Below are 21,299 nucleotides of genomic sequence, written 5' to 3' on the forward strand. Positions count from 1 at the left end.
ATTGTTTTTAAATTATTTCAACAAATAACCCATCATCATTTTTAATCACCTTAGCGACCTTTTTACTAGTCAAGCCTTTAATGGTCTTATCCCATTTTTTATTACTCAAACCAGATTGCACTTTTAAATCGTTTAACGCTATTGGCGAATTAGATTTTAGCACTTCAAATACGGCTTTCTCTTCTTCACTCATTTCAACTGCTTTTCTCTCTGGTCTCATTTGAGGAAAGAATAATACTTCTTGGATCGATTGGTTATTGGTTAAGAACATAATTAGTCTATCCATTCCAATTCCCATTCCAGATGTAGGAGGCATTCCATATTCTAGTGCACGAAGGAAATCGTGATCAATAAATTCTGTAGCTTCATCATCTCCTTTTGCTGCCAGTTTCAACTGGTGTTCAAAACGTTCTCGTTGATCAATTGGATCATTCAATTCTGAGTAGGCATTTGCGATTTCTTTTCCGCAGACCATTAACTCAAAACGTTCTGTTAATTCAGGATTATCTCGATGTTCTTTACACAACGGACTCATTTCTTTTGGATAATCTGTAATAAAGGTTGGCTGAATGTAATTTCCTTCACATTTCTCACCAAAGATTTCATCAATTAGCTTTCCTTTACCCATCGTATCATCCACTTCAATTCCCATACCTTTTGCAGCTTGGCGAATCTCATCTTCTGTTTTTCCTATGATATCAAAACCTGTAAAATGCTTTATAGAATCTGCCATGGTAATACGAGCATAAGGCGCTTTGAAATCAATCTTGTGTTCTCCAAATGTTGCTTCAGTAGTTCCATTTACGACAATTGCACAATGCTCTAATAGACGCTCACAGAAATCCATCATCCAGTTGTAATCTTTGTAAGACACATAGATTTCCATTGCTGTAAATTCAGGATTATGTGTTCTGTCCATTCCTTCATTTCTGAAGTTTTTTGAGAACTCATACACACCATCAAATCCACCAACAATTAATCGTTTAAGGTATAATTCGTTAGCAATTCTCATGTATAACGGAATGTCTAAAGTATTATGATGCGTTGCAAATGGTCTTGCAGCAGCTCCTCCTGGTATAGGTTGTAATATTGGTGTTTCAACTTCAAAATAACCAGCCGTGTTGAAAAAATCACGCATGGCATTGAAGAGTTTTGTTCGCTTTACAAACACCTCTTTTACATGTGGATTAACAACTAAATCAGCGTAACGTTGTCTGTAACGTAATTCTGGGTCATTAAATTCATCAAAAGTATTACCTTCACTATCCGTCTTAGGTAGCGGCAAAGGTTTTAAGGCTTTGCTCAATAATTTATAATCTTTTATATTAACAGTGATTTCTCCAACTTGTGTAGTGAATAATTCACCTTCAATTCCAATAAAATCACCAAGATCTAGTAACTTTTTAAAAAGCTCATTGTATTTAGTTTTGTCCTCTCCTGGACAAATTTCATCACGATTGAAATATACTTGGATACGACCTTCAGAATCTTGGATTTCACCAAAAGAAGCTTTTCCTTGAATTTTTTTACGCATCAAACGACCAGCAATAATCACCTTTTTACCCTCTTCATAAGTTTCCTTAATCTGTTTGGATGTATGATTTACTGGAAATAAATCTGCAGGATATGGGTTAATACCCAAATCTCTTAATTTTGCGAGTTTTTCGCGTCGTACTAATTCTTGTTCTGAAAGCTGCATGCTAAATGTATTTTAAAGGTGCAAAATTACATTATTTACAAAAAATATAGTACTAATTTGATTAAGAATAGTTTTGAGTCTTGATTATGGTTTTTTAGTTACTGTTTTTTAGTCTATCCTTTTGGTTTGTTTCCCACATGACCAAACCTATTTCCTCAGTATTTGATTTTGACTCCTTTATGATTTCATTATAATACTTTGCCATGTTGATTTGTCCATTATTGAAATGTGCTTCACCTAAAGTGTCTATATAATCAATTCTATCTGGTTCATAAAGAAGTAAAATTTGTGCTAGTAATACTGCTTTTGGGTAGTCTTTCTTCTCAATCAATTCATAAACGGCATGATTTAAAATGATGTGGTATATGCTATTTTCAATATGGTATTCCAATAAGTTGTCCTTATTTGTCGTAAGTTCTTCATAGCTCATACTTTGGAAATGTTCGGAGAGTTTCCTTCTATGCCAACTATGTTCCAACACTTTTTCAAGATGAGATATGGAGAAAATAGGTGGTTTTCGATTGCCGTTATCGTATGTGAATTTATATAACTGCAAAGTGTTTTTGACTTTAAGATTTTTGTCTGTTATTATTTTATTTACATCGATTAGTCTATTGTTATATACAATTCCTTTATATCCATATTTTTCATTAATATCTTTCAGATAAACCATGCAGGAAGTGGCCAGTAATTTTTGCTCAGGAAAGTTGAAAAACAAATAGGTTTCTGTAGGAATACTATTGTAGTCTGATTTTTTCAGATATAATACATCTATTGGATTTTTTGTTTCCGCTAATAAAGTAGTATCAGAAGAAATTTGAATAATCGATTCAGAATAGGAATCACTCGTTTTATTACCAAAAAGACCTTTTTTGTTATGGGTTTTAATATTCTCTTTGGTTGTTACCAACTTTGCACCATTTTCTAGAAATGGAGTAATGATTGATAAGCTATGGCTATGATGATGAGAATTGAGAATATATTTTATGGGTTTGTTTAAGTAAATACTATCTATAAAAGTAATAAGAGGTTTGGCTTTGTCATCCTCTGTCGTTATTGAGTTTTCCTTATTCTTTTCGACGGGAATCTTGGGAATTTCATGAAGGACTAAATATTCGGGATATTCAATAATTGTGCAGTGAGGAGAACTAGTATCTCCCATTGTGATTACTGAAATGTTATTATCTCCTTTTGTAAACAGAAAGTTTTGCTTTTCCTGTCCATTTATAAGTTGGGTTGATATAAAGTACACAGTACAAATGAGAAATAGGCTTTTCAATTTTTTCATAACTTATATTTTATTTGTAATCTCTTGTTTAACCAATTTCCAAACTTCCTTATTGTAGTTGTTTTTGGTAATTCCGGTAAGTTTTTCTAATGTTTTGAAATAGGCGTCTTCCTCTTTGGCATTTAGCAATTCCCAGACAGCTGAGAATCCTTTTTCATTCTCAATTTTCTTTACGAATAAAGCAGTAATCATAAATTCTGTTGGATTTTTATGTCCTGGAGTTTCAAAATATGATTTTTGCTCTCTTAACTTTAACCAATCAGTATGTTTGTCAATTTGTATCTGATTTTGAAACTCAGTAAACATCTCTTGCCAACTGAAACCCCAACTTCCACCATGAAGTGTAGCAATGCCTTCATCTACAGCATGATTTACTTTTCTTCTGGATATTACTTTGCTTAGTCGATTATGCCATAAATCGTGAGGATCAAATTCAATTAGAATAGAATTGTTTATGACATAAATATCTTGGTTTTCAAGTAGAACACTCCAAACAATACTTGCGCCTCTTCCGTTGTAATCTAGCTTATAATTTAAACCAAAGTACTTTTGTGAGATTAAATCGTCTTCAAAAAGATAGACGCTTGTGTTTTTGGGATCAATGTTGAGTTTTTTGTCATGGAAAGCCGTTAATCTTTGATATTCTTTAGCCTTTTTGAGATCTATTGTGTCTCGATAGTAAAAGGTGTAGTTTTCAACTGAAGTTGATTTCCAATGTTTTGTGTTACGAACTAATGGCGACGAAAACAAGTATTTATTTTCGATTTTATGTGCGATTAATTCAATACTTGCTCTAATTGAAGGTGTTTCGTCTATTGTTCCGAGATAAGCAATTTGAATAATATATTGCTCCTTTTCTATTGCATTAATATCAAGAAGGTAAGGTTTGTAAAAAATGGAATCTTCTTTTTTATGAATGCCTTCAATTTCGTCCAATAAAAGAGTGGTTTGCAAAAACTCTGGTTCATAGACCCATTCATTTATTTTAGCATCTGCTTGAGCGGCAATCAAGAATTTATTTAATGATGAAACTAATTTCTGACTTTCTAAACTGTCTTTTGGAAGCTTAATTTCTGGGTATAAATTTAGAATTGACGTTTGCGCACTTGAAATGCTTACAGATATTAATAATATTACTATTATACCGGTTGTTTTCATTCTGTTTCTGTTATAGTTTTATGTTGACGATGTCAATAACTTCTTTGGTATTCTAATTATTTAGAGCCTTTAAATTATCTACAAGGTCTTGGTTGTCCGGAAATAACTTGATGGCCTTTTCAATAACTTTTACAGCTTCTTTTGGATTTCCATTAATGCCTAAAGTATTTGCTAAACTCATATGAGTTCTTGGGTTTTCTGGAAACAATTTTGCATTTAATTTATAGACCTCAATTGCTTCATTACTTCTGTTAGTAGAGTATAAGATGCGGCCATAGGTATTTAATTCATACATACTACTTACTTTTCCATCAAAGGCTTTTACCAGTTTTTTTCTCTGTTTTTTCAAGCCATTCAGTCCGTCTTCTTTTAAAACATTACTAATTTTAGTAACAATCTCATAGTTAGATTGATAGTCATCTGAAGTTAGAATACTCAAGATGTCTTTTTCTAGAGATTCTACTGGATGTTCAATAATACGATTGGCTTCTTTTCTGTCTTTATAAAAGACGAAAGTTGGTACACGATGAATGTTTAATCCTGCTTCGTAATGATTAGGACTTTGCTTGTACATGTATGATTTTCGGCTCAATGCGATCACAGTGAGTTGGTCTTCAGGAAAATCACATGCCTCCAAAATTTTGTAAAAACGAGGCACCTCCTTTTTACTATCGCCACACCATGTTCCCATAAAAAGTGTGATTTGATACTCTTGGAGTTTTGAACCGATTGCTTTTATTGTGGCTTGGTCAAGCTCATAGTTTTCAAAGTTTTTTGAAAACCATTGGTTATAGTTTTCCGAGGTTAAACCGTCTTTATTAATTTTTCCGAGCAAAAAAGGGGTTTCATCATCAATTGCAATTTCATTATTGATGTCTTGAGCATTAGTAACAATTGAAAACAAAATTGTTACTAGAATTAAAGTATAGTTTCTCATAACTTTTAATTTACAGATGCTTTAGGTTTAGCAATGACATTTCCTTTAATTCGTAATTTTTTCTGACCGTTATCTGCATTTGAAATAACCGTTATTGATTTTGAGAATGTACCAACTCGGTTTGTTGCATACTTGATATCAATAGTTCCAGATTCACCAGGTAATATGGCTTTTTTTGGGTAAGTCGGAACGGTACATCCGCAAGTTGTTTTTACTTTTGAAATAACAATTGGAGCACGTCCTCTGTTTGTGAACTTAAAAGTTCTAACGCCATTATCATTTTGGGCTATGCTACCATAATCGATAACCTCTTCTTCAAAATGGAAGACACCAAGGTCCTCACTAGAATCTAGTTCTTGTCCGAAATTAATACAACTAAAAAGCATAATACATAATAAGCTTACTGCTGAGATGAGGTGATTTGATTTGTTTCGTTTTTTAATACATACTTGATGTTTCATAAGTGTTCGTTTTTTGATTAATACGATCACAAACATCATGGTTTGAAATAAAAAAAGAGGGTTGTTTGGGGTTGGAAATGAGTACTAGTCCTTAGGTTGAATTTTGTAACTAGCTATTAAACAGTAGCTTTAGCTCATCTCTAGAATTAACGTTAAGTTTCTTATACACGTTGTTTACATGTGTTTTTACAGTACTAACACTTACAAAAAGAGCTTCTGCAATGTCTTTATTGGTATTATCTTCTAGTAAAAGGTCTAAAACATTTTGTTCTTGCTTGGTCAATTGTTCTTTAGCTTTGGTATGTTTTTTTAGCTTTCTTTTTTTAGCCGAAAACACAAACCAAAGGTTTAATAATACAGATGCAATTAATAATCCGATGACTAAATTGGTCCAATTTAAAATTGATTTCTTTTCTGCCGAAGGAGACATGATATATTTATCTGAATTCAATTCAGCTTTGTATTGTATTGTATAAGATGAATTTGGATAGTTGTTCTGTAATCGCTCTAATAATTCATCGTAATAGGTGTTAGTCTTTAAATCTTCGAGATAGTAATTATGAAACTGATTACTTCTATCTGATAAAAAGGCATAAATATAGAGTTCGGCAAGTGGTTCGTTAAGATCTTGACCAAAATCTTGGAGCGTTTTAAACCATTTTTTGTTGTTTAAGTCTCTATTAGCCTTGCTTCTGAATTCGGTATAAGCGAACTTCATTTCTTCTTTTAATGAATCTATTTTTATAAAAGATGCGGTTTTAGGGTTGTTAGAGATGATATCGCAAAACATTTGTGCTTCAAAGGATAGCGGGAAAGTGATGCTATCAGTGCTTTTAGCAATAAAAAGAATGTCTCTACTATCTGCACAATGACCATCAAAATGATTGCTGCCTTGATTGTAAGTCTCACAATTGTCAACGTGTAGTTTGTAAATTTTTTGTTGTGTCTCTAATTGATTCCCTTTAAACTGAAAATAGCCAGATGTGTCTGAAGCGACCTTGGTGATAATTTGTTCATCATTAATACCTTGAAGCGTTCGGTAGTCTTCAATTACGGATAAATACACGTCACTTTGCCAACGTTCATTATCGATGTAACCATCAAAATGATGTTGAGCATTCATAGAGTTTCCGAAGAAAACAAGAGCAGCTAATACTGTTAAATATCTCACAGCACTAAACTACTATAATTTCTTTTAATAGAAAATGTACTTAACTATAATTATTTCAGTGTAACAAATTAATAAAGAAGACGTCAGATAGTTACATCATCAATCATCAAAATTAATATTATGAGTTTCTGGAGAGTTCTTCTCGCTATTATCTGTCCACCTTTAGCTGTTATAGGGAAAGGGTGTGGTTCTATTTTTATTGTCTTCTTATTATGGCTTTGCGGTTGGGTTCCAGGCGTCATTGCAGCCCTAGTTATTTTAAACAATCCTGAACGATAAATTACGTATCTTTGTTTTCATATTTATCAACTTAATTTTTAAGATATGAAACGTATTATACTCTTGCTTTTTAGTCTTTCAATTTTAACCAGTTGTAATTTTACTGAAGAGATCACTTTTAATGAAGATGGCTCTGGTGAATTCCTTATGCGTTACGATATGAGTGAAGTTATGAAAAAGATGGAGCAAGAAATGGGTGGTGGACAAAATAAAGAAGGAAAAGAGCAAGTTAAGCTAGATAGTGTTGTTTATTTTAAAGATATGCTTGTCGAAAAAGCCGATAGTATTGCAACATTACCAGTTGAAGAACAAGAACTATTAAAATCTTTAGAAAGTGTTGTTATGAAAATGCATATGGATGAGGCTAATGGTGTTTTTGATTTTGGATTTGGGTCTTCATTCACCAGTCTTGATGAGCTTCCTGAAGTCTTAGAAAAAATAGAACAAGCAAAACAGTTGAACTCTAAAGATAATGCTCAGTATTCTAAAATGGACGAAAGTGCAGTTTCTAGAGCATCTGAGAATATGTTTGAATATGTTGATTTTTCATACGATGGAAAGACATTCTCTAGATCCTTAAAAAAGGATTACAAACAATCGTCTGAAGATATTGAAGCTTTAGATAAAGAGGTTTCAGATATGGGAGAAGCTAAAGACATGTTCGGATCAATGAGTTATACACTTTTATATCGTTTTCCAAAAGCGGTTAAGTCTGTTACTAATGAGAACGCTGTCATAAGTGAAGATGGAAAAACAGTTACTTTAAAAGCGAATTTTATAGACATGATAAAGTCACCTGAAACGATGACTTTAGATGTAATTTTAGAAGATTAGACCTTGAATAAAAGCATAGAATTACAAGATTTAGGCACCAAAGATTTTAAAGATACTTGGGATTATCAGGAACAACTCTTTAAAGGGATTCTAGATACTAAAATCAGAAATAGAAGAGAAAGTTTAAACCTACAAACGGATAATTATTTTCTGTTTGTAGAACATCCTCATGTCTATACTTTAGGTAAGAGTGGTGATGTTTCAAATTTGTTGTTATCAGAAGAGCAACTGGTTCAAAAAGGAGCAACGTTTTATAAGATAAATAGAGGTGGAGATATTACGTATCATGGCCCTGGACAAATAGTTGGGTATCCAATATTGGATTTAGATAACTTCTTTACAGACATACATAAATATCTCAGGTTTTTAGAAGAAATGATTATTCTTACTTTAGCCGAATACGGTTTAAAAACCGAACGCAGTCCTGGAGAAACAGGTGTTTGGTTGGATGTTGGAACACCATTTGCTCGTAAAATATGTGCTTTAGGAGTTCGCGCTAGCCGTTGGGTAACAATGCATGGTTTTGCTCTAAATGTAAATGCCGATTTAGGATATTTTGATAATATCATTCCTTGTGGTATTAGAGGTAAAGCTGTGACGTCTCTCAATGTTGAATTAGGAGTTGATAAGGTAGATGAGGCTGAAGTAAAGAAAAAGCTTTTAAAGCATTTTAAAGTGCTATTTGAAGCGGAGTTTTTTTAGTTAGCCCTTCCTTTTGTGACTCACCTAAGCTTCCTCATTAAAAAACACTTTGTAGAAGTGCATTTTCTTGTCTTCGTCGTAACCTCGTTCTAGGTATTCGGCGGAAGCATCAGGTGCATCTACATCCAGTTTTATTTGAATATTGGTATCTAATTTGATTTCAGTTTTAATTTTCTGCTTCTGTTTTTTTAGTACAATTTCAGAGACATCAAATTGGTTTCTAATCAAAATGTTATGGTCACTTTCATAGACTTTTTTGTAGTCTTCAAATAGTTGAATTGTATCTTCTTTTTCGAAAACATCTTCTTTAAATGTTTCAATATTTACAATCTCATTTTCTTTAAAAAAATCGACTGTTTTTGCTAAGAAATTACTTTGTTCTTGTCCGCCAAATTGAGGCTGCATTACCTCCTTTGAAAACTCACGACACATCTCGATATAATTCTTAGTATGTTCATTAGAATCATCAGGATATTTTACATTTAAAAAGCCTTTTATCCAATATTGTGAGTCATAATTATTGTGGTCAACGCTTAATACTATTTTACCTTCACCATCTGCCGCAGTTAGGATTAAACAACCCTTGTCTACCTTTTTTGTAGCGATGCCTTTTTGTGTAATAAGGTCGTAGCTATTGTTCTCTAGATAAGTCTGAAAAAAGTGCGATTTATTTTCAACTTTAAAAATGCCAATTGCATCAGTTTCATAGTCTTCATATTGTAAATCATGAATTTTACAAATAATGACATCTCCAGTTTTTATTTGAGCAGAATTTGATTGTTCAAATAAATGCATGACAATATGTTTAGATGTTTCTATAAAATTTGAATCATCATTTAATAATTGTGACGCATAACTGTTAATTTCATTGAGTTCAACATTAGAATGGTGATTAAAACGATAGGTTTCAGCTAAGTTGCTAAAAGGACGTAAAAGATATGGTAAAATAAGATCGTAGCTCATCTCGTCAAACTCAAGTTCTTTTTCAGAAAACGCATTTTTGGTGCTATTAAATTTGTTACCAACTTTGTGAAGAATACATTTTGAAATTGAGGCTTTAGTACGTTTAATCATGCTGAATTTTTGTCGTTTTACTTAAGTAAAGATGTGATTTTTGTTTAATTTATTTCGTAAATAATGATAGAATTGTCGTCACCTTTCACAATAACTTCTATAGAATTATCATTATCGATATCATCCATTTCAATTGATGAATTTCCATATACAGGGAAGTTGTTTATTGGTTTTGCCTGACTGTCGAAAACATATACCTTTTTTGCTTGTAAATCTGTGACACTTACATATATTTTATCATTGATATAAAATATTTTTGGTGGTGTGTAATCTCCAAAATCTAAATTAATAGTATTGGTTTTTATCGTCAGTTTATTATCTGATAATGCGACTAAAGTTTTACTAGTAGTGGTAATGGAATGTTTCTCGCTAAGATTTAGATTTTTGTGATTCACATTTCCTTTTTGGTTTACTTCCAACAATTCTCCAGATGAATTACTAGTGGTAAAATTATTTTTATAAAGAAATATTTCATTTCCTGAAAAATCGATTGATTCTTTAACGTTAACTCTTCTTTTACCTACACGATCTAAAACTTCCATAGTGTTACCATCGGCAAATATGATATAGTCTTTTCTGGAAATTCTGAAATGTTTTGGCTGTGTTGCAATAATGTTTTTTCCAGATTTATATGTAAACCCACTTACAACTTTACCCTTTTGATCGTACATTAAAATGTTTTTGCCTTGGGTAACCATCAATCGGTATTTTCTTTTATTATCGTAGTCAAAAACAGATAGAGGTTGTGTGATTTTGTCATTAAATTTAAGAGGAAAAGAAGAAACGTCTCTTCCGTTTCTATCCAATACATAGACTCTCTTTGGAGTAGCAAATACTAACTGTAATCGACCGTTTTTATACATGTCAATCTGTTCGATTTTACCAAGTATTTTGTCGTCAAGTTGTTTTTTCCAAAATATTTTCCCTTGGTTAGAAATGAGGTAGAGGTTATTATTTACGTCTTGGATAGCTATATCTTTTTGATTGTTGGTATGGTTGTTTACGAGTTGAAGTTCATTTAAAATACTAGCATCTAGTGAAATGTTTAAATCTTCAGCAACTGTATTGTTTCTAGCTCTTGATTTATTCGTTTTAAAAATAGCATTAACATGTGCAAAATCTGTATCGTAAATGTATTGTATCGCGGAGGTTTTGTAATCTTTTAAATTTAAGTTTTTGTCGTCATTAAAATTCAAATTTAAAATAGTGTTGAGATCTTTTTCATTGGTATAAATAAACACTGAGGATTCATCACTCAGATTTAGCATCATGTCTTTAAATCGACTAGTTTCAGAAAGTGTTGTGTTATTTTGAAAATTTGCAATAATTGTTTCTAAGAAATCTACATCTTCTGTCAAAATGAAAAAGTCTTCAATGTTAGCAAAGTAAGAAATGTTTGTTTCAGGTATTAAAGGTGAAAACAATTTGTTTATTAATTCAGATTCATCCCAATTATAAATATCAACGGATCTATATGTCGAATTATTACTTAATGATAAATCTTCTAGAGTTGATGTTGCGTCAATAGATTGAAGAATGATTGCTCTCTTATTGTCTTTTTCAACAAAACCGCTTTCTACTATAGTTTCAAATGGATATATGTCTGGTAGTATAGAATCGTTAGGATTGCGTTTTAGTAATTGTTCTTCAAAAACGGTTATGTCGCTAAACGTGAAACTTAGGAAATAGTCACTGTCATATGGAATTACGTTCGCTATTTTATTCTCTTGTGGAATACTATTCTTAAAGATGTTTATTAAACTCTTAGTCGAGTCGCTCGCCTTTGTGATTCCGTTTAAAACGATGTCATTTTGTGAAATATCACCATCTAGAAGGAGATAATTTGAGAATTGAACGGCATTTAATTCAGGATTTTTAAAGTGTAATGGATTAAATGCATTTTGCTTAAGATTGATTAATACCGAAAGTGATTTGTTTTTGTTAGAAACGGTGAGCAATTTTTTTAATTCAAGATCGACTTCTTTTTGTTCAAAAGAAGCTTCTGCCAATTTTAGTCTATTCGAAATAAATAAAATACTGTCATTGATAGTGGAGTAGAAGATGGAGTTGTCTATTTCGGTTTTTAAAATGGTTTTGTTGTTTGAAGTAAATTTTTCAGAGATTATATTCGGAATCGAATCCAATTCAAATATTGAAGTCTTGAAATTTGTGATGAAACTAATTTCTATGCTGTCATTTTGGTCTTTAGACAACGTAATGAAGCATTCACTTTCTGGTTTAAGGAATGAAATTGGTTTTAATTGTTTGTTGAAACTCTCAATTTGAGAATAATTAAGTAGTTCTTGGATTAAAGAATTTGAATTTATTGCACTTTTTAAACTTTCTAAGGAATTAGTTTTTATAATTACTGAAGAATTTTCGGGAATGCAACTAAAAAGGTCTGCTGCTGTTTTTTTATCACTCTGACAACCTAAAGTTAAAACGCACAAAACGATTAGTAACCAAATGTTTTTCATTGAAAAGGTTTTTACAAATATAAAAAGTTACAGTTCTAAATTTAATTGTTCGGGCAATAATCTAAAAGATTTCCTATGGTATTTAGTAGCTCCATATTTTTTTATTGCCAGTCTGTGTTCTTTAGTAGGATAACCTTTGTTTTTTATCCAATTGTACATCGGGAATTCTTCATGAATTTTAGCCATGTAGGCATCTCTGTAAGTTTTGGCCAGTACTGAAGCCGCTGCGATTGAAAGATATTTGCTGTCTCCTTTGATTATAGTTTGATATGGAATTGAATGAAATGGCTTAAACCTATTTCCATCAACAATTATAAAATTAGGTTGTTGCTTTAGTTTTTCTATGGATTTATGCATTGCCAAAATGGAAGCGTTTAAAATATTGATCTTATCAATTTCGTCTTCAAAGACATGATCAACAGCAAATGAAATAGCTTCTGCTTCTATTATAGGTTTTAGATGCAATCTTTTTTTTTCTGAAAGTAGCTTTGAATCGTTTAATAAATTATTTGCAAAATCACTAGGTAAAATAACAGCAGAAGCGGTCACTGGACCAGCTAAACAGCCCCTTCCTGCTTCATCGGTTCCGCATTCTAAATCTAATTTTGAAAAGTTAGCTAAAAGGTTCAATAATGTTAAAGTTTGGACAAAGTTAAAATTTTAACGCAACCTTTTATAAACTAATGCATCTTAATGTCAGTAAAAGCATTGGTTGTGCAATTATTTAATGAACATTTTAATTGTTAGGTTGTTAACATTTTTTTGGCAAAAATACTTGTTTATTTAATATATTATTAAGATGTTTGCGCTAGACTAACTCAAATAATTGTTTTATGAAATTAAAGTTAACATGGTTAATGACGCTTTTTATGGCGTTTGTGATGCAATTTTCTTTTGCACAAGAGAAAACGATCACGGGAACAGTTACATCGGCCGCAGATGGTTTACCATTGCCTGGTGTGAATGTAATTGTACAAGGGACTTCAAGAGGAGTTCAAACAGATTTTGATGGTAATTATACCATTAAAGCAAGTACTGGAGAAACTTTGGTTTTTTCATTTATAGGTATGAAAGAAGTAACTGCTTTAGTTGCTGCCAGTAATACAATGAATATGGTAATGGACGAGGATGTTGAAACCCTTGAAGAAATTGTCGTAGTAGGATTCAGTTCTAAATCTAGAGATGAACTTACTTCTGCAGTATCAAATGTTACCGCTGAAGATTTACAAAAAATTGCACCATCAGTAAGTATAGATAATATGCTTCAAGGTGTTGCTGCGGGTGTTCAGGTTACTGCCCAAAATGGTAAGCCTGGTCAAACGGCGTTTATTAGAGTACGTGGTATTGGTTCGATCAATGCTGGTAATCAACCACTATATATTGTGGATGGTGCTCAAGTAAACGAAAATGACGTTAACGCTATTAATCCTAATGACGTTGAGTCTGTTAGTGTCTTGAAAGATGCTGCATCAACTTCTATCTATGGAGCACGTGGTGGTAATGGTGTTGTACTTATTACTACAAAACGTGGTAAGAAAGGAAAAGAAGCCGTTATCAAAATTAGCACAAGATTAGGTCGTAGTAGAAAAGTTAAAGATAACTTTACTATGATGAACTCGGCTCAAAAGCTTCAATATGAAAGAGAATTAGGGATTGGGACAGGAGCTTCTATTTCTTCTAACTCTGAATTACAAGCTTTACTAGCTTTAGATCACGATTGGCAAGAAGATTTATTACAAGATGGTTTACAACAATCATTCTCTATGTCTATTTCAGGTGGTGAAGAGCGCATGCGTTACTTCTTCTCTTTAGGATATGATGAAGATACAGGTATCGTTAGAGATATTGATGGTTATAGCAGATCATCTGGACGTTTAAATGTTGATTATGATGCAAAAGAATGGTTAACAATTGGGACAAGTTTAGCTTTCTCAGGTGTTAAGCAAGGAGATCCAAGAGATAGAAACAACGTGCAAAACCCATTTAGAGCAATGTACGATTACAACCCATACGAGCCTTTCTATTCAAGAGATGCTAATGGTGATGTAGTATTTGATTCTAATGGTGCACCTGTATTGAATCCAACTTCGGCTGGATATCCTGTATCTAGTGAACTTAGAGAAAACTTAACTACTAGAATTAATAATAGATTCTTAGGTAACGTGTATTTAGATTTTAAATTACATGATAATGTGAAGTTCTTAACTCAAGTGTCTGGTATTTTCGATCAGTTTAGAAGAGAGAATTTCTTACAACCTGGATCTACTTTAGATTTAATTATTAATGCTGGAATTCCTACTGGAGACAAAACAGATAGTGGATCGGCAGATTTTACTTACACTTGGTTAAACAAGGTAACATACTCTAATACATTTGGTGAAAAGCACAACTTAGAACTTACTGCTTTAACAGAATTTGTTAAAAGAGACTTTAGATCATATTTAGCTTCTGGTACAGGTTTCGTTGTTGGAGGCCCTTCAGTATTAGATGTAGCAGCTGCTCCTGATAATATTGGTGGTACTAGATTTCAAAATGCTTTGTTCTCTGTAGCAGGTAATGTAGATTACAACTATGACAACAGATATATTGCAACGGCTACTGTAAGACGTGATGGATCTTCTAAATTTGGTGCTAACACTAAGTATGGTACTTTCTATAGTGGTTCTGTTGCTTGGAATATTAACAATGAAGCTTTCTTTAAGAGTAATACAATAAATACATTAAAGTTAAGAGCTTCTTATGGAACTTCTGGTAATGACCAAATTGGTAACTACCAACCTATTACTACTTATGGATTTTTCGCTTATAACGGACAGACTACTCTTGAACCACAAAATTTTGGTGATCCAGACTTAGGATGGGAACAGAATACGAACTATGGTATTGGTGTTGAATTCGGATTATTAAATAACAGAGTAAGAGGTTTAGTTGATTATTACAACAGAACAACTTCAGACTTACTATTAAACGAACAATTACCTTTTTCAGTTGGTGGACCAACAGTAACAGGTAACTTGGGTGAAATGGTGAACAAAGGTTGGGAATTTGAATTGGCTGGTGATATTATTAGAACTCAAGATTTCAAATGGACAGTTAATGCTAACTTAAACCTTTATGATAATGAAGTTACTAAATTAGTAGATACTGATGATTCAAGTACTCCAGGTATTGATGAAAGTGATTTATTCTCAACAGGTAATTTCTTTTCAGTACTTAGAGTTGGTGAAGAAGTAAATACATTCTTTTTAACTCGTTATGCTGGAGTTAATCCTGCAAACGGTGAAGCTTTATACTTGGATACTGATGGTAATGTAACAAATGTTGCCGCTGGTAATGAAGTTGCTTTATCTGGTAAATCTCCATTTGCTGATATGGATGGTAGTTTTGGAACTAGTGTTTCATACAAAGGATGGGATTTAAATGCTAACTTCTATTGGAAAGTTGGAAACTATATCTATAACACTATGGAGTCTAATATGTTAGCTGATGGTGATGGTATCGAAGGTAGTAACCAAAGATTAGATGCATTTAACTACTGGAGAAACCCAGGAGACACAAATGTATTACCAAGACCATCTTCAGCAGGATTTGCTGCAGATGCTGCACAAACTTCAGATAGATTCCTACAGAAAGGTGATTATATCAGATTACGTTCATTACAACTTGGTTATTCTTTACCAAAACGTTTTACTGATGCTATGTCTTTAGATAATGTTAGAATTTATGCTGCTGGAACAAACCTTTGGACATACGCTCCTGAATATAAAGGTGATCCAGAAGTAGGTATCGGTTCGGGTGAAACTCAAACTGCAGGTTCTGGTACAATTCCAGGTGAATTCTCTTTATATAGTTACCCTACAACGGCTACAATAGCTATTGGATTTGATATTCAATTTTAATAAACATGAAAAAGATGAAAAAATACACAATAATTTTAAGCACGATATTCGCCATGGCATTCATGAGCTCGTGTGATCAAGAGAACTTAAATCTTAACCCGTTTAATGCGGTGGGTGTAGATGTAGCATTAAATAATGCTAATGATTTTGAGATCGCTGTCAATGGTCTATATAGTATGATGATTGAATCAACATATTATGGAGCAGACTTTATGTCTTTCCCAGATGTATTGGCAGATAACTTAATCATTAATTTAGATGCAAGACAAACTCAGAGAACTACTTTTGAGTGGAGATACAATCCGAATAACACTAGAGGTAATTTCATGGTAAATGCTTATGATGTTGTTCAACATGCAAACTTTATCTTAGAAAATACTTCTAAGTTGTCTGCTGGTGCGCAAAGAGATAACATCGAAGCACAATGTTTAGCCGCTAGAGCTTTAGCACATTTTGATATTAACAATGTGTTTGGAATGATTCCAACGCAAGAAGCTGGAGCTAATTCTTCATTAGGTATTTCACTTAACTTTAGTTCTGATATTCGTCAGACTCTAGGTAGAAATACTGTTGAGCAAGTTTATACTTCTGTAATTGCTGATTTAGTTGCTGCAAGCGCAAAAATATCTGGTAGTAATGGTATAGAACGTTTCAATGCGGATGCTATTAATGGTTTATTGTCTAGAGTATACTTATACAATGGTCAATATCAACAAGCTTCAGATGCAGCAGACGCTGTGACTGGTTCAGTTGCTCAGTTTGGTAATTTTACTGGCTTATGGGATGATTCTAGTGATGATGGAGTTTTATTTAAACTTATAAATCGTGATGCTGATACTGATGTTTCAACAGCAGTTCCTTATAGTCAAACATTAACAAGTGGGATTTTCTCTGAGTATGTAATTGACTTTGGTTTCTTTAACTTATATAGTCCTCAGGATGTAAGACTTGGAGCTTTCATTGAAACGTCTCCATTTGATGGTGTTCTTTATAACCACGTATCTATACATAATTCTAGCTCAATAAATGCTGGTTCAGGAGTTGTAGATATTAAAGTTATAAGAGCTGCGGAAGTTCAGTTAAATAAAGCTGAAGCTTTAGCTAATTTAAATCAAGATGGTCCAGCTTTAGCGGCATTAGATTTAGTTAGAAGTCAGAGATATGTTATTCCTGCTGCAGGAGAAACAGGTCAAGCACTTAAAGATGCTATTCAGTTAGAAAGACGTTTAGAACTTGCTTTCCAAGGTCATAGATTCTTTGATATCAAACGTCAAGGTCAATCTATTCAAAGAACTAATGCAGGTCAACTTGCAGATGGTACGGGTACTCCACCATTATTCTTAAACTTACCAGCTGGAGATTGCTTATTCGAATTGGCTATTCCAGTTACAGAGATTAATGTAAATCCTGCTTCTTCTCAAAACCCTTGTTACTAAAAAAAAAAATTATGAAAAAAACAATTTTATTATTAACAGCAGTTGTCTTATCAACATTCATGTTTTCATGTGATGAAGATGATGACAGACAAGTATACAACGAAGGTACGGTAACGTATTTTACAGAAACAGCAAGTAATTTATTTGTGACTTCTGATAATCCAAGTACTTCAATTGAAGTTGTGTCTTCAACAACACGTGCAGTAGCTAGAACATTTACAGTATCAGTTGATACTGATGCTTCTACAGCAGTAGAAGGCGTTGAATTTACTTTAGGTTCTAATTCTGTAACTATTCCTGCTGGATCATACGTAGGTTCATTTGAAATAAATGGATTGTTTGCTGGAGCTTTAGAAACAGGTTCTACACTTGTTCTTAACCTTTCAGGTGCATCTGCAGCTGGATTTGATACTACATATGAATTAGGAATCTTTAAATTATGTGAATCAGATTTAGGTGGTATGTATGAAGTTACTACTACTTATGGTTTTCATGATTTCTTACCAGATTTCGATGTGAATACACAAATGATGGCATGGGCTCCTTTAGGAAATGGTGCTTATTTTATTCAAGATTTCTCAGGAGGTTTATATGATGGTGGTCCTTATTCTGGTGCTTATGGAACAGGTCCAACAAGTTTCGATATGGAAGTTACAGATATCTGTGGAAATATTTCTTGGATCGGTCAAGTAGATCCTTGGGGAGATATTTTACCAAACGGAACTAACTCAGTAGATGGAATGACTGGTGTTATTACTACATCATGGACATGTACTGGATACGGTGAAAACGGAGTTTCTACTTACGTACCTCAATAATTTTAATTTAAAATAATAATAATTATGAAATATATATTCAATTTTAGACTCCTTTTCATCGCTGCGTTACTTGTGTTTGTATCATGTGACAGTAAAGATGATGATACGAGTTTCTTAGATGACAGACAATCTGTTGCTTATTTCGTGCCTGGTGATTCTGGAACTTTGCAAGTATCTCCTGACTCACCTTCATCTACTTATGATGTGGTAGTTGGTGTGTCTGAATCTAAATCTTTTGCAAGAACATTTACTTATACTATAGATCCTTCATCTGTTGCAGTTGAAGGTGTAGATTTTACTTTATTGTCAAATCTTGAAGTACCAGCAAATTCAATTGTTGGTTTTATTACAGTAAGTGCTCCTTATGCTGCATCTACTCTAGAAGGTAAGTCTTTAAAATTAAACTTAACTTCAGTTGAAGATTCTCAATTAGGAAATAGAGTACAGTTTAACTTAAATATCATTAGATTTTGTCCATTAGGAGCTGATTTTACAGGTGACTATATGATAGACTTCGTTACTGGTGGTGTTCCTGCTGCAGGTAATGCTCCAGCATTAGGAACTGGTGTGGTAGTTAATGTATTTGAAGGCGACAGTCCTACTGAAAGAAGATTCAACGTTAAATGTTACCCTAGTTTTGGATTTGCTAATCCACCAGTTGATTTCTCTTTTGGAATGATCTGTGGAAATGTATTAGCTAATGGAACTCTTGACCCATCAGGTGTTGGTTGTGGAGGATCTATTTCATTCGGTCCAGCTATAAACCCATCAACTTATGACAATGATGATGATAGTACTTTTGGTTTAACATTTGTTGAAGATATAGAAGCGCAATGTGATGATAGTACTGGAGAACAGGAAACTGTTTATACATTTACAAAACAATAGTATATAATATATTTGTTTTATAAAAAAAGCGTCTAAGGTTTTCCTTAGGCGCTTTTTTTTGTTGTTTATGTTGGAAATTATTAATTTTTTAAGATTTACTTATTGGTATTAAAAGTATATTTGACCATTATGAGAGTACTTTTTTTATTTTTTATTTTCTTGTTTGGCTTAAGTTCTAATTCTCAAAATAAGGACAAGAGGCTACAGGCGCAAAACACGTCTGCTTTAGACACTTCTGGTGTATCAAGTTCAAGTACTAAAAACGAAGATTTATATAAAGAGAAAGCTACTATAGACCAATATATGATCATTTCACATAAGAGGGATAGTACTTATGTCGATACCACCTTATCAATCCATAAAGATTATAAGTTTAATTACCTTAGAAAAGATAATTTTGAATTAATATCGTTTTCAAATATTGGACAGACCTATAACTCTTTAGGTAAAAATTTTGATAATAATTCAGCTTTACCCTTGTTTGGAGCTAGAGCTCGTCATTTTAATTACATGGAGATTGAGGATGTTAATTATTACTATGTACCTACACCGTTTACAGAACTCTTTTTTAAAACCGCATTTCAACAAGGTCAGGTATTAGACGCTTTTTTTTCTGTTAATACATCTCCACAATTTAATTTTTCAGTTGCTTATAAAGGTTTGAGGTCGCTTGGTAGTTATCAGCACACCTTAACTAGTACTGGTAATTTTAGATTTACTACTAATTATCATACTAAGAGTAATAGATATAATTTAAGAGCACATATAGTTACTCAAGATTTATTAAATGAAGAAAATGGAGGTATTAAAGATGAGGATATTGAAAATTTTGAATCGGGAAATGAAGAGTTCATTGATAGAGCAGTATTTGATCCTCAATTTGAAAACGCAGAAAGTATTTTAAGAGGAAAACGTTTTTACCTAGAACATGAATATAAGATTAGTAAAGGAACTGATTCAATAGCTAATAGTTTGACTGGTGGACAAATTATTTATTTTGAAGACAAGTATTACCAATTTGATCAGAGTCTCGAAAATGATTTCTTTGGAGATGCGTTTGTAGGCACTATTGTGGATAGAACTACACTTGAAAATTTTTACAATCGATTATACTTGAACTATGATAATAAAACATTGGGAAAGTTTCAACTAAACATGGACTATACCGATTATAATTATGGTTATAATAGTGTTACTGTTTTAAATAATGAGGTATTGCCTAATAGAATTAAAGGTAGTACTGTTTCTTTAGGTGCTAAATACAATAAGAAGTTTGGTGAATTTCATTTGTCAGGAGAATTTTTAGCTAATATAAGTGGAGATTTTGAAGGGAATATGCTTACCGCAAATGGCAAATATAAGTTTAATGATGACATCAAAGTTAAGGCTTCTGTAACTCTAAAATCGTCTGCTCCTAATTATAATTATTTGTTATACAAGAGTGACTATATTAATTATAATTGGAATAATGTAGATTCTTTTGAAAATGAAAGTACTAGACAGTTTGTTTTTGACTTAGAGTCATCTAAAATAGCAAATGTTGCATTTGACTTTACTAATATTGACAATTATACTTTTTTCGGAAAGGTTGATGGTATTGATGGAGTAAAGCCATTTCAAAGCCCAGAGCAAATCAGTTATTTTAAAATCAAGGTATCTAAAGAAATTAAATATGGAAAATTTGCCTTAGACAATACTATAATGTATCAAAATGTTCTAAACGGAGAACAAATATTTAATGTTCCTGATTTTATTACTAGAAATACATTATACTATTCTAATCATTTCTTTAAAAAAGCTCTATTTCTTCAGACCGGTATAACATTTAATTATTTTACTGGGTATAATATGGATGCTTATGATCCAGTATTAGCAGAATTCTATGCTCAGAACGATACAGAGATTGGAAATTTTCCAAGATTAGATTTCTTTATTAATGCCAAAATAAGGCAAACACGTATTTTTTTAAAGGCTGAACATTTTAACGCAGCTTTCTCAGGTTATAATTATTTTTCTTCACCAAACTACCCTTATAGAGATTTTGCTATACGATTCGGCCTTGTTTGGAATTTCTTTTTATAATATTTATTCAAATTAATAAAGATAGTATCTTAAAAACTGAGATACAATAATAAGTAAGATATAATGTATTAGGGTTTGATTTGGTTTGAAGATAAT

The 21,299-nt window shown here is 32.4% G+C and carries 17 protein-coding genes; 8 read left to right on the forward strand and 9 right to left on the reverse strand.

The window, feature by feature from the left end:
• Positions 1-7: 7 nt before the first annotated feature.
• From lysS to RH81_RS10715, 6 genes are all read right to left on the reverse strand, one after another.
• Positions 8-1,699 carry a lysine--tRNA ligase gene (gene lysS / locus RH81_RS10690; RefSeq protein ID WP_033960203.1) on the reverse strand — a complete coding sequence of 564 codons (1,692 nt, stop codon included), beginning with the start codon at positions 1,697-1,699 and terminating at the stop codon, positions 8-10.
• 94 nt (positions 1,700-1,793) lie between these two features.
• A complete protein-coding gene (locus RH81_RS10695) occupies positions 1,794-2,987 on the reverse strand; it encodes a tetratricopeptide repeat protein (RefSeq protein ID WP_033960204.1) in 1,194 nt (397 codons plus the stop codon).
• Between the two features lie 3 nt (positions 2,988-2,990).
• Complete coding sequence (locus RH81_RS10700; RefSeq protein ID WP_033960205.1) at positions 2,991-4,145, reverse strand: hypothetical protein; 1,155 nt, start codon at positions 4,143-4,145, stop codon at positions 2,991-2,993.
• 52 nt (positions 4,146-4,197) lie between these two features.
• Positions 4,198-5,082 carry a thioredoxin family protein gene (locus tag RH81_RS16540; RefSeq protein WP_052172519.1) on the reverse strand — a complete coding sequence of 295 codons (885 nt, stop codon included), beginning with the start codon at positions 5,080-5,082 and terminating at the stop codon, positions 4,198-4,200.
• Between the two features lie 5 nt (positions 5,083-5,087).
• The gene (locus tag RH81_RS10710) at positions 5,088-5,543 is read right to left on the reverse strand and encodes a DUF1573 domain-containing protein (RefSeq protein WP_081988279.1); all 456 of its coding nucleotides are present in this window, start codon (positions 5,541-5,543) and stop codon (positions 5,088-5,090) included.
• 109 nt (positions 5,544-5,652) lie between these two features.
• Positions 5,653-6,714, reverse strand: coding sequence for a helix-turn-helix domain-containing protein (locus tag RH81_RS10715; protein WP_033960206.1), 1,062 nt, complete (start codon positions 6,712-6,714; stop codon positions 5,653-5,655).
• A 120-nt stretch (positions 6,715-6,834) separates the two neighbouring features.
• Here RH81_RS10715 and RH81_RS16775 point away from each other — a divergent pair, with 120 nt between their 5' ends.
• The 3 genes from RH81_RS16775 to lipB are packed head-to-tail and all read left to right on the forward strand — an operon-like array spanning position 6,835 to position 8,529.
• Positions 6,835-6,993 (forward strand): YqaE/Pmp3 family membrane protein, encoded by a 159-nt coding sequence (locus RH81_RS16775; RefSeq protein ID WP_081988281.1) that lies wholly within the window; start codon positions 6,835-6,837, stop codon positions 6,991-6,993.
• A gap of 45 nt (positions 6,994-7,038) precedes the next feature.
• Entirely contained in the window at positions 7,039-7,827 is a 789-nt protein-coding gene (locus RH81_RS10725; RefSeq protein ID WP_033960209.1) for a hypothetical protein, read from the forward strand.
• Positions 7,828-7,830: 3 nt separating this feature from the next.
• The gene (lipB, locus tag RH81_RS10730; RefSeq protein WP_033960211.1) at positions 7,831-8,529 is read left to right on the forward strand and encodes a lipoyl(octanoyl) transferase LipB; all 699 of its coding nucleotides are present in this window, start codon (positions 7,831-7,833) and stop codon (positions 8,527-8,529) included.
• Positions 8,530-8,553: 24 nt separating this feature from the next.
• On the opposite strand, the gene RH81_RS10735 is transcribed toward lipB, so the two are convergent.
• The 3 genes from RH81_RS10735 to RH81_RS10745 are packed head-to-tail and all read right to left on the reverse strand — an operon-like array spanning position 8,554 to position 12,710.
• A complete protein-coding gene (locus RH81_RS10735) occupies positions 8,554-9,603 on the reverse strand; it encodes a nucleoid-associated protein (RefSeq protein WP_033960213.1) in 1,050 nt (349 codons plus the stop codon).
• 44 nt (positions 9,604-9,647) lie between these two features.
• A complete protein-coding gene (locus RH81_RS10740; RefSeq protein WP_033960216.1) occupies positions 9,648-12,080 on the reverse strand; it encodes a hypothetical protein in 2,433 nt (810 codons plus the stop codon).
• 27 nt (positions 12,081-12,107) lie between these two features.
• The gene (locus tag RH81_RS10745) at positions 12,108-12,710 is read right to left on the reverse strand and encodes a ribonuclease HII (RefSeq protein WP_033960217.1); all 603 of its coding nucleotides are present in this window, start codon (positions 12,708-12,710) and stop codon (positions 12,108-12,110) included.
• Between the two features lie 203 nt (positions 12,711-12,913).
• Between RH81_RS10745 and RH81_RS10750 the strand changes: the two genes are divergently transcribed.
• From RH81_RS10750 to RH81_RS10770, 5 genes are all read left to right on the forward strand, one after another.
• On the forward strand, positions 12,914-15,979 hold the full coding sequence (locus RH81_RS10750; RefSeq protein WP_033960218.1) for a SusC/RagA family TonB-linked outer membrane protein: 3,066 nt from the start codon (positions 12,914-12,916) through the stop codon (positions 15,977-15,979).
• Positions 15,980-15,993: 14 nt separating this feature from the next.
• Complete coding sequence (locus RH81_RS10755; RefSeq protein WP_161791984.1) at positions 15,994-17,415, forward strand: RagB/SusD family nutrient uptake outer membrane protein; 1,422 nt, start codon at positions 15,994-15,996, stop codon at positions 17,413-17,415.
• 11 nt (positions 17,416-17,426) lie between these two features.
• A complete protein-coding gene (locus RH81_RS10760) occupies positions 17,427-18,233 on the forward strand; it encodes a DUF4843 domain-containing protein (protein WP_033960220.1) in 807 nt (268 codons plus the stop codon).
• A gap of 24 nt (positions 18,234-18,257) precedes the next feature.
• Entirely contained in the window at positions 18,258-19,121 is an 864-nt protein-coding gene (locus tag RH81_RS10765) for a hypothetical protein (RefSeq protein ID WP_033960221.1), read from the forward strand.
• 129 nt (positions 19,122-19,250) lie between these two features.
• Positions 19,251-21,203 carry a putative porin gene (locus RH81_RS10770; protein ID WP_033960222.1) on the forward strand — a complete coding sequence of 651 codons (1,953 nt, stop codon included), beginning with the start codon at positions 19,251-19,253 and terminating at the stop codon, positions 21,201-21,203.
• Positions 21,204-21,299 lie beyond the last annotated feature (96 nt).

Origin of the sequence: Psychroserpens jangbogonensis, from assembly GCF_000797465.1 — a bacterium.
GTDB lineage: Bacteria > Bacteroidota > Bacteroidia > Flavobacteriales > Flavobacteriaceae > Psychroserpens > Psychroserpens jangbogonensis.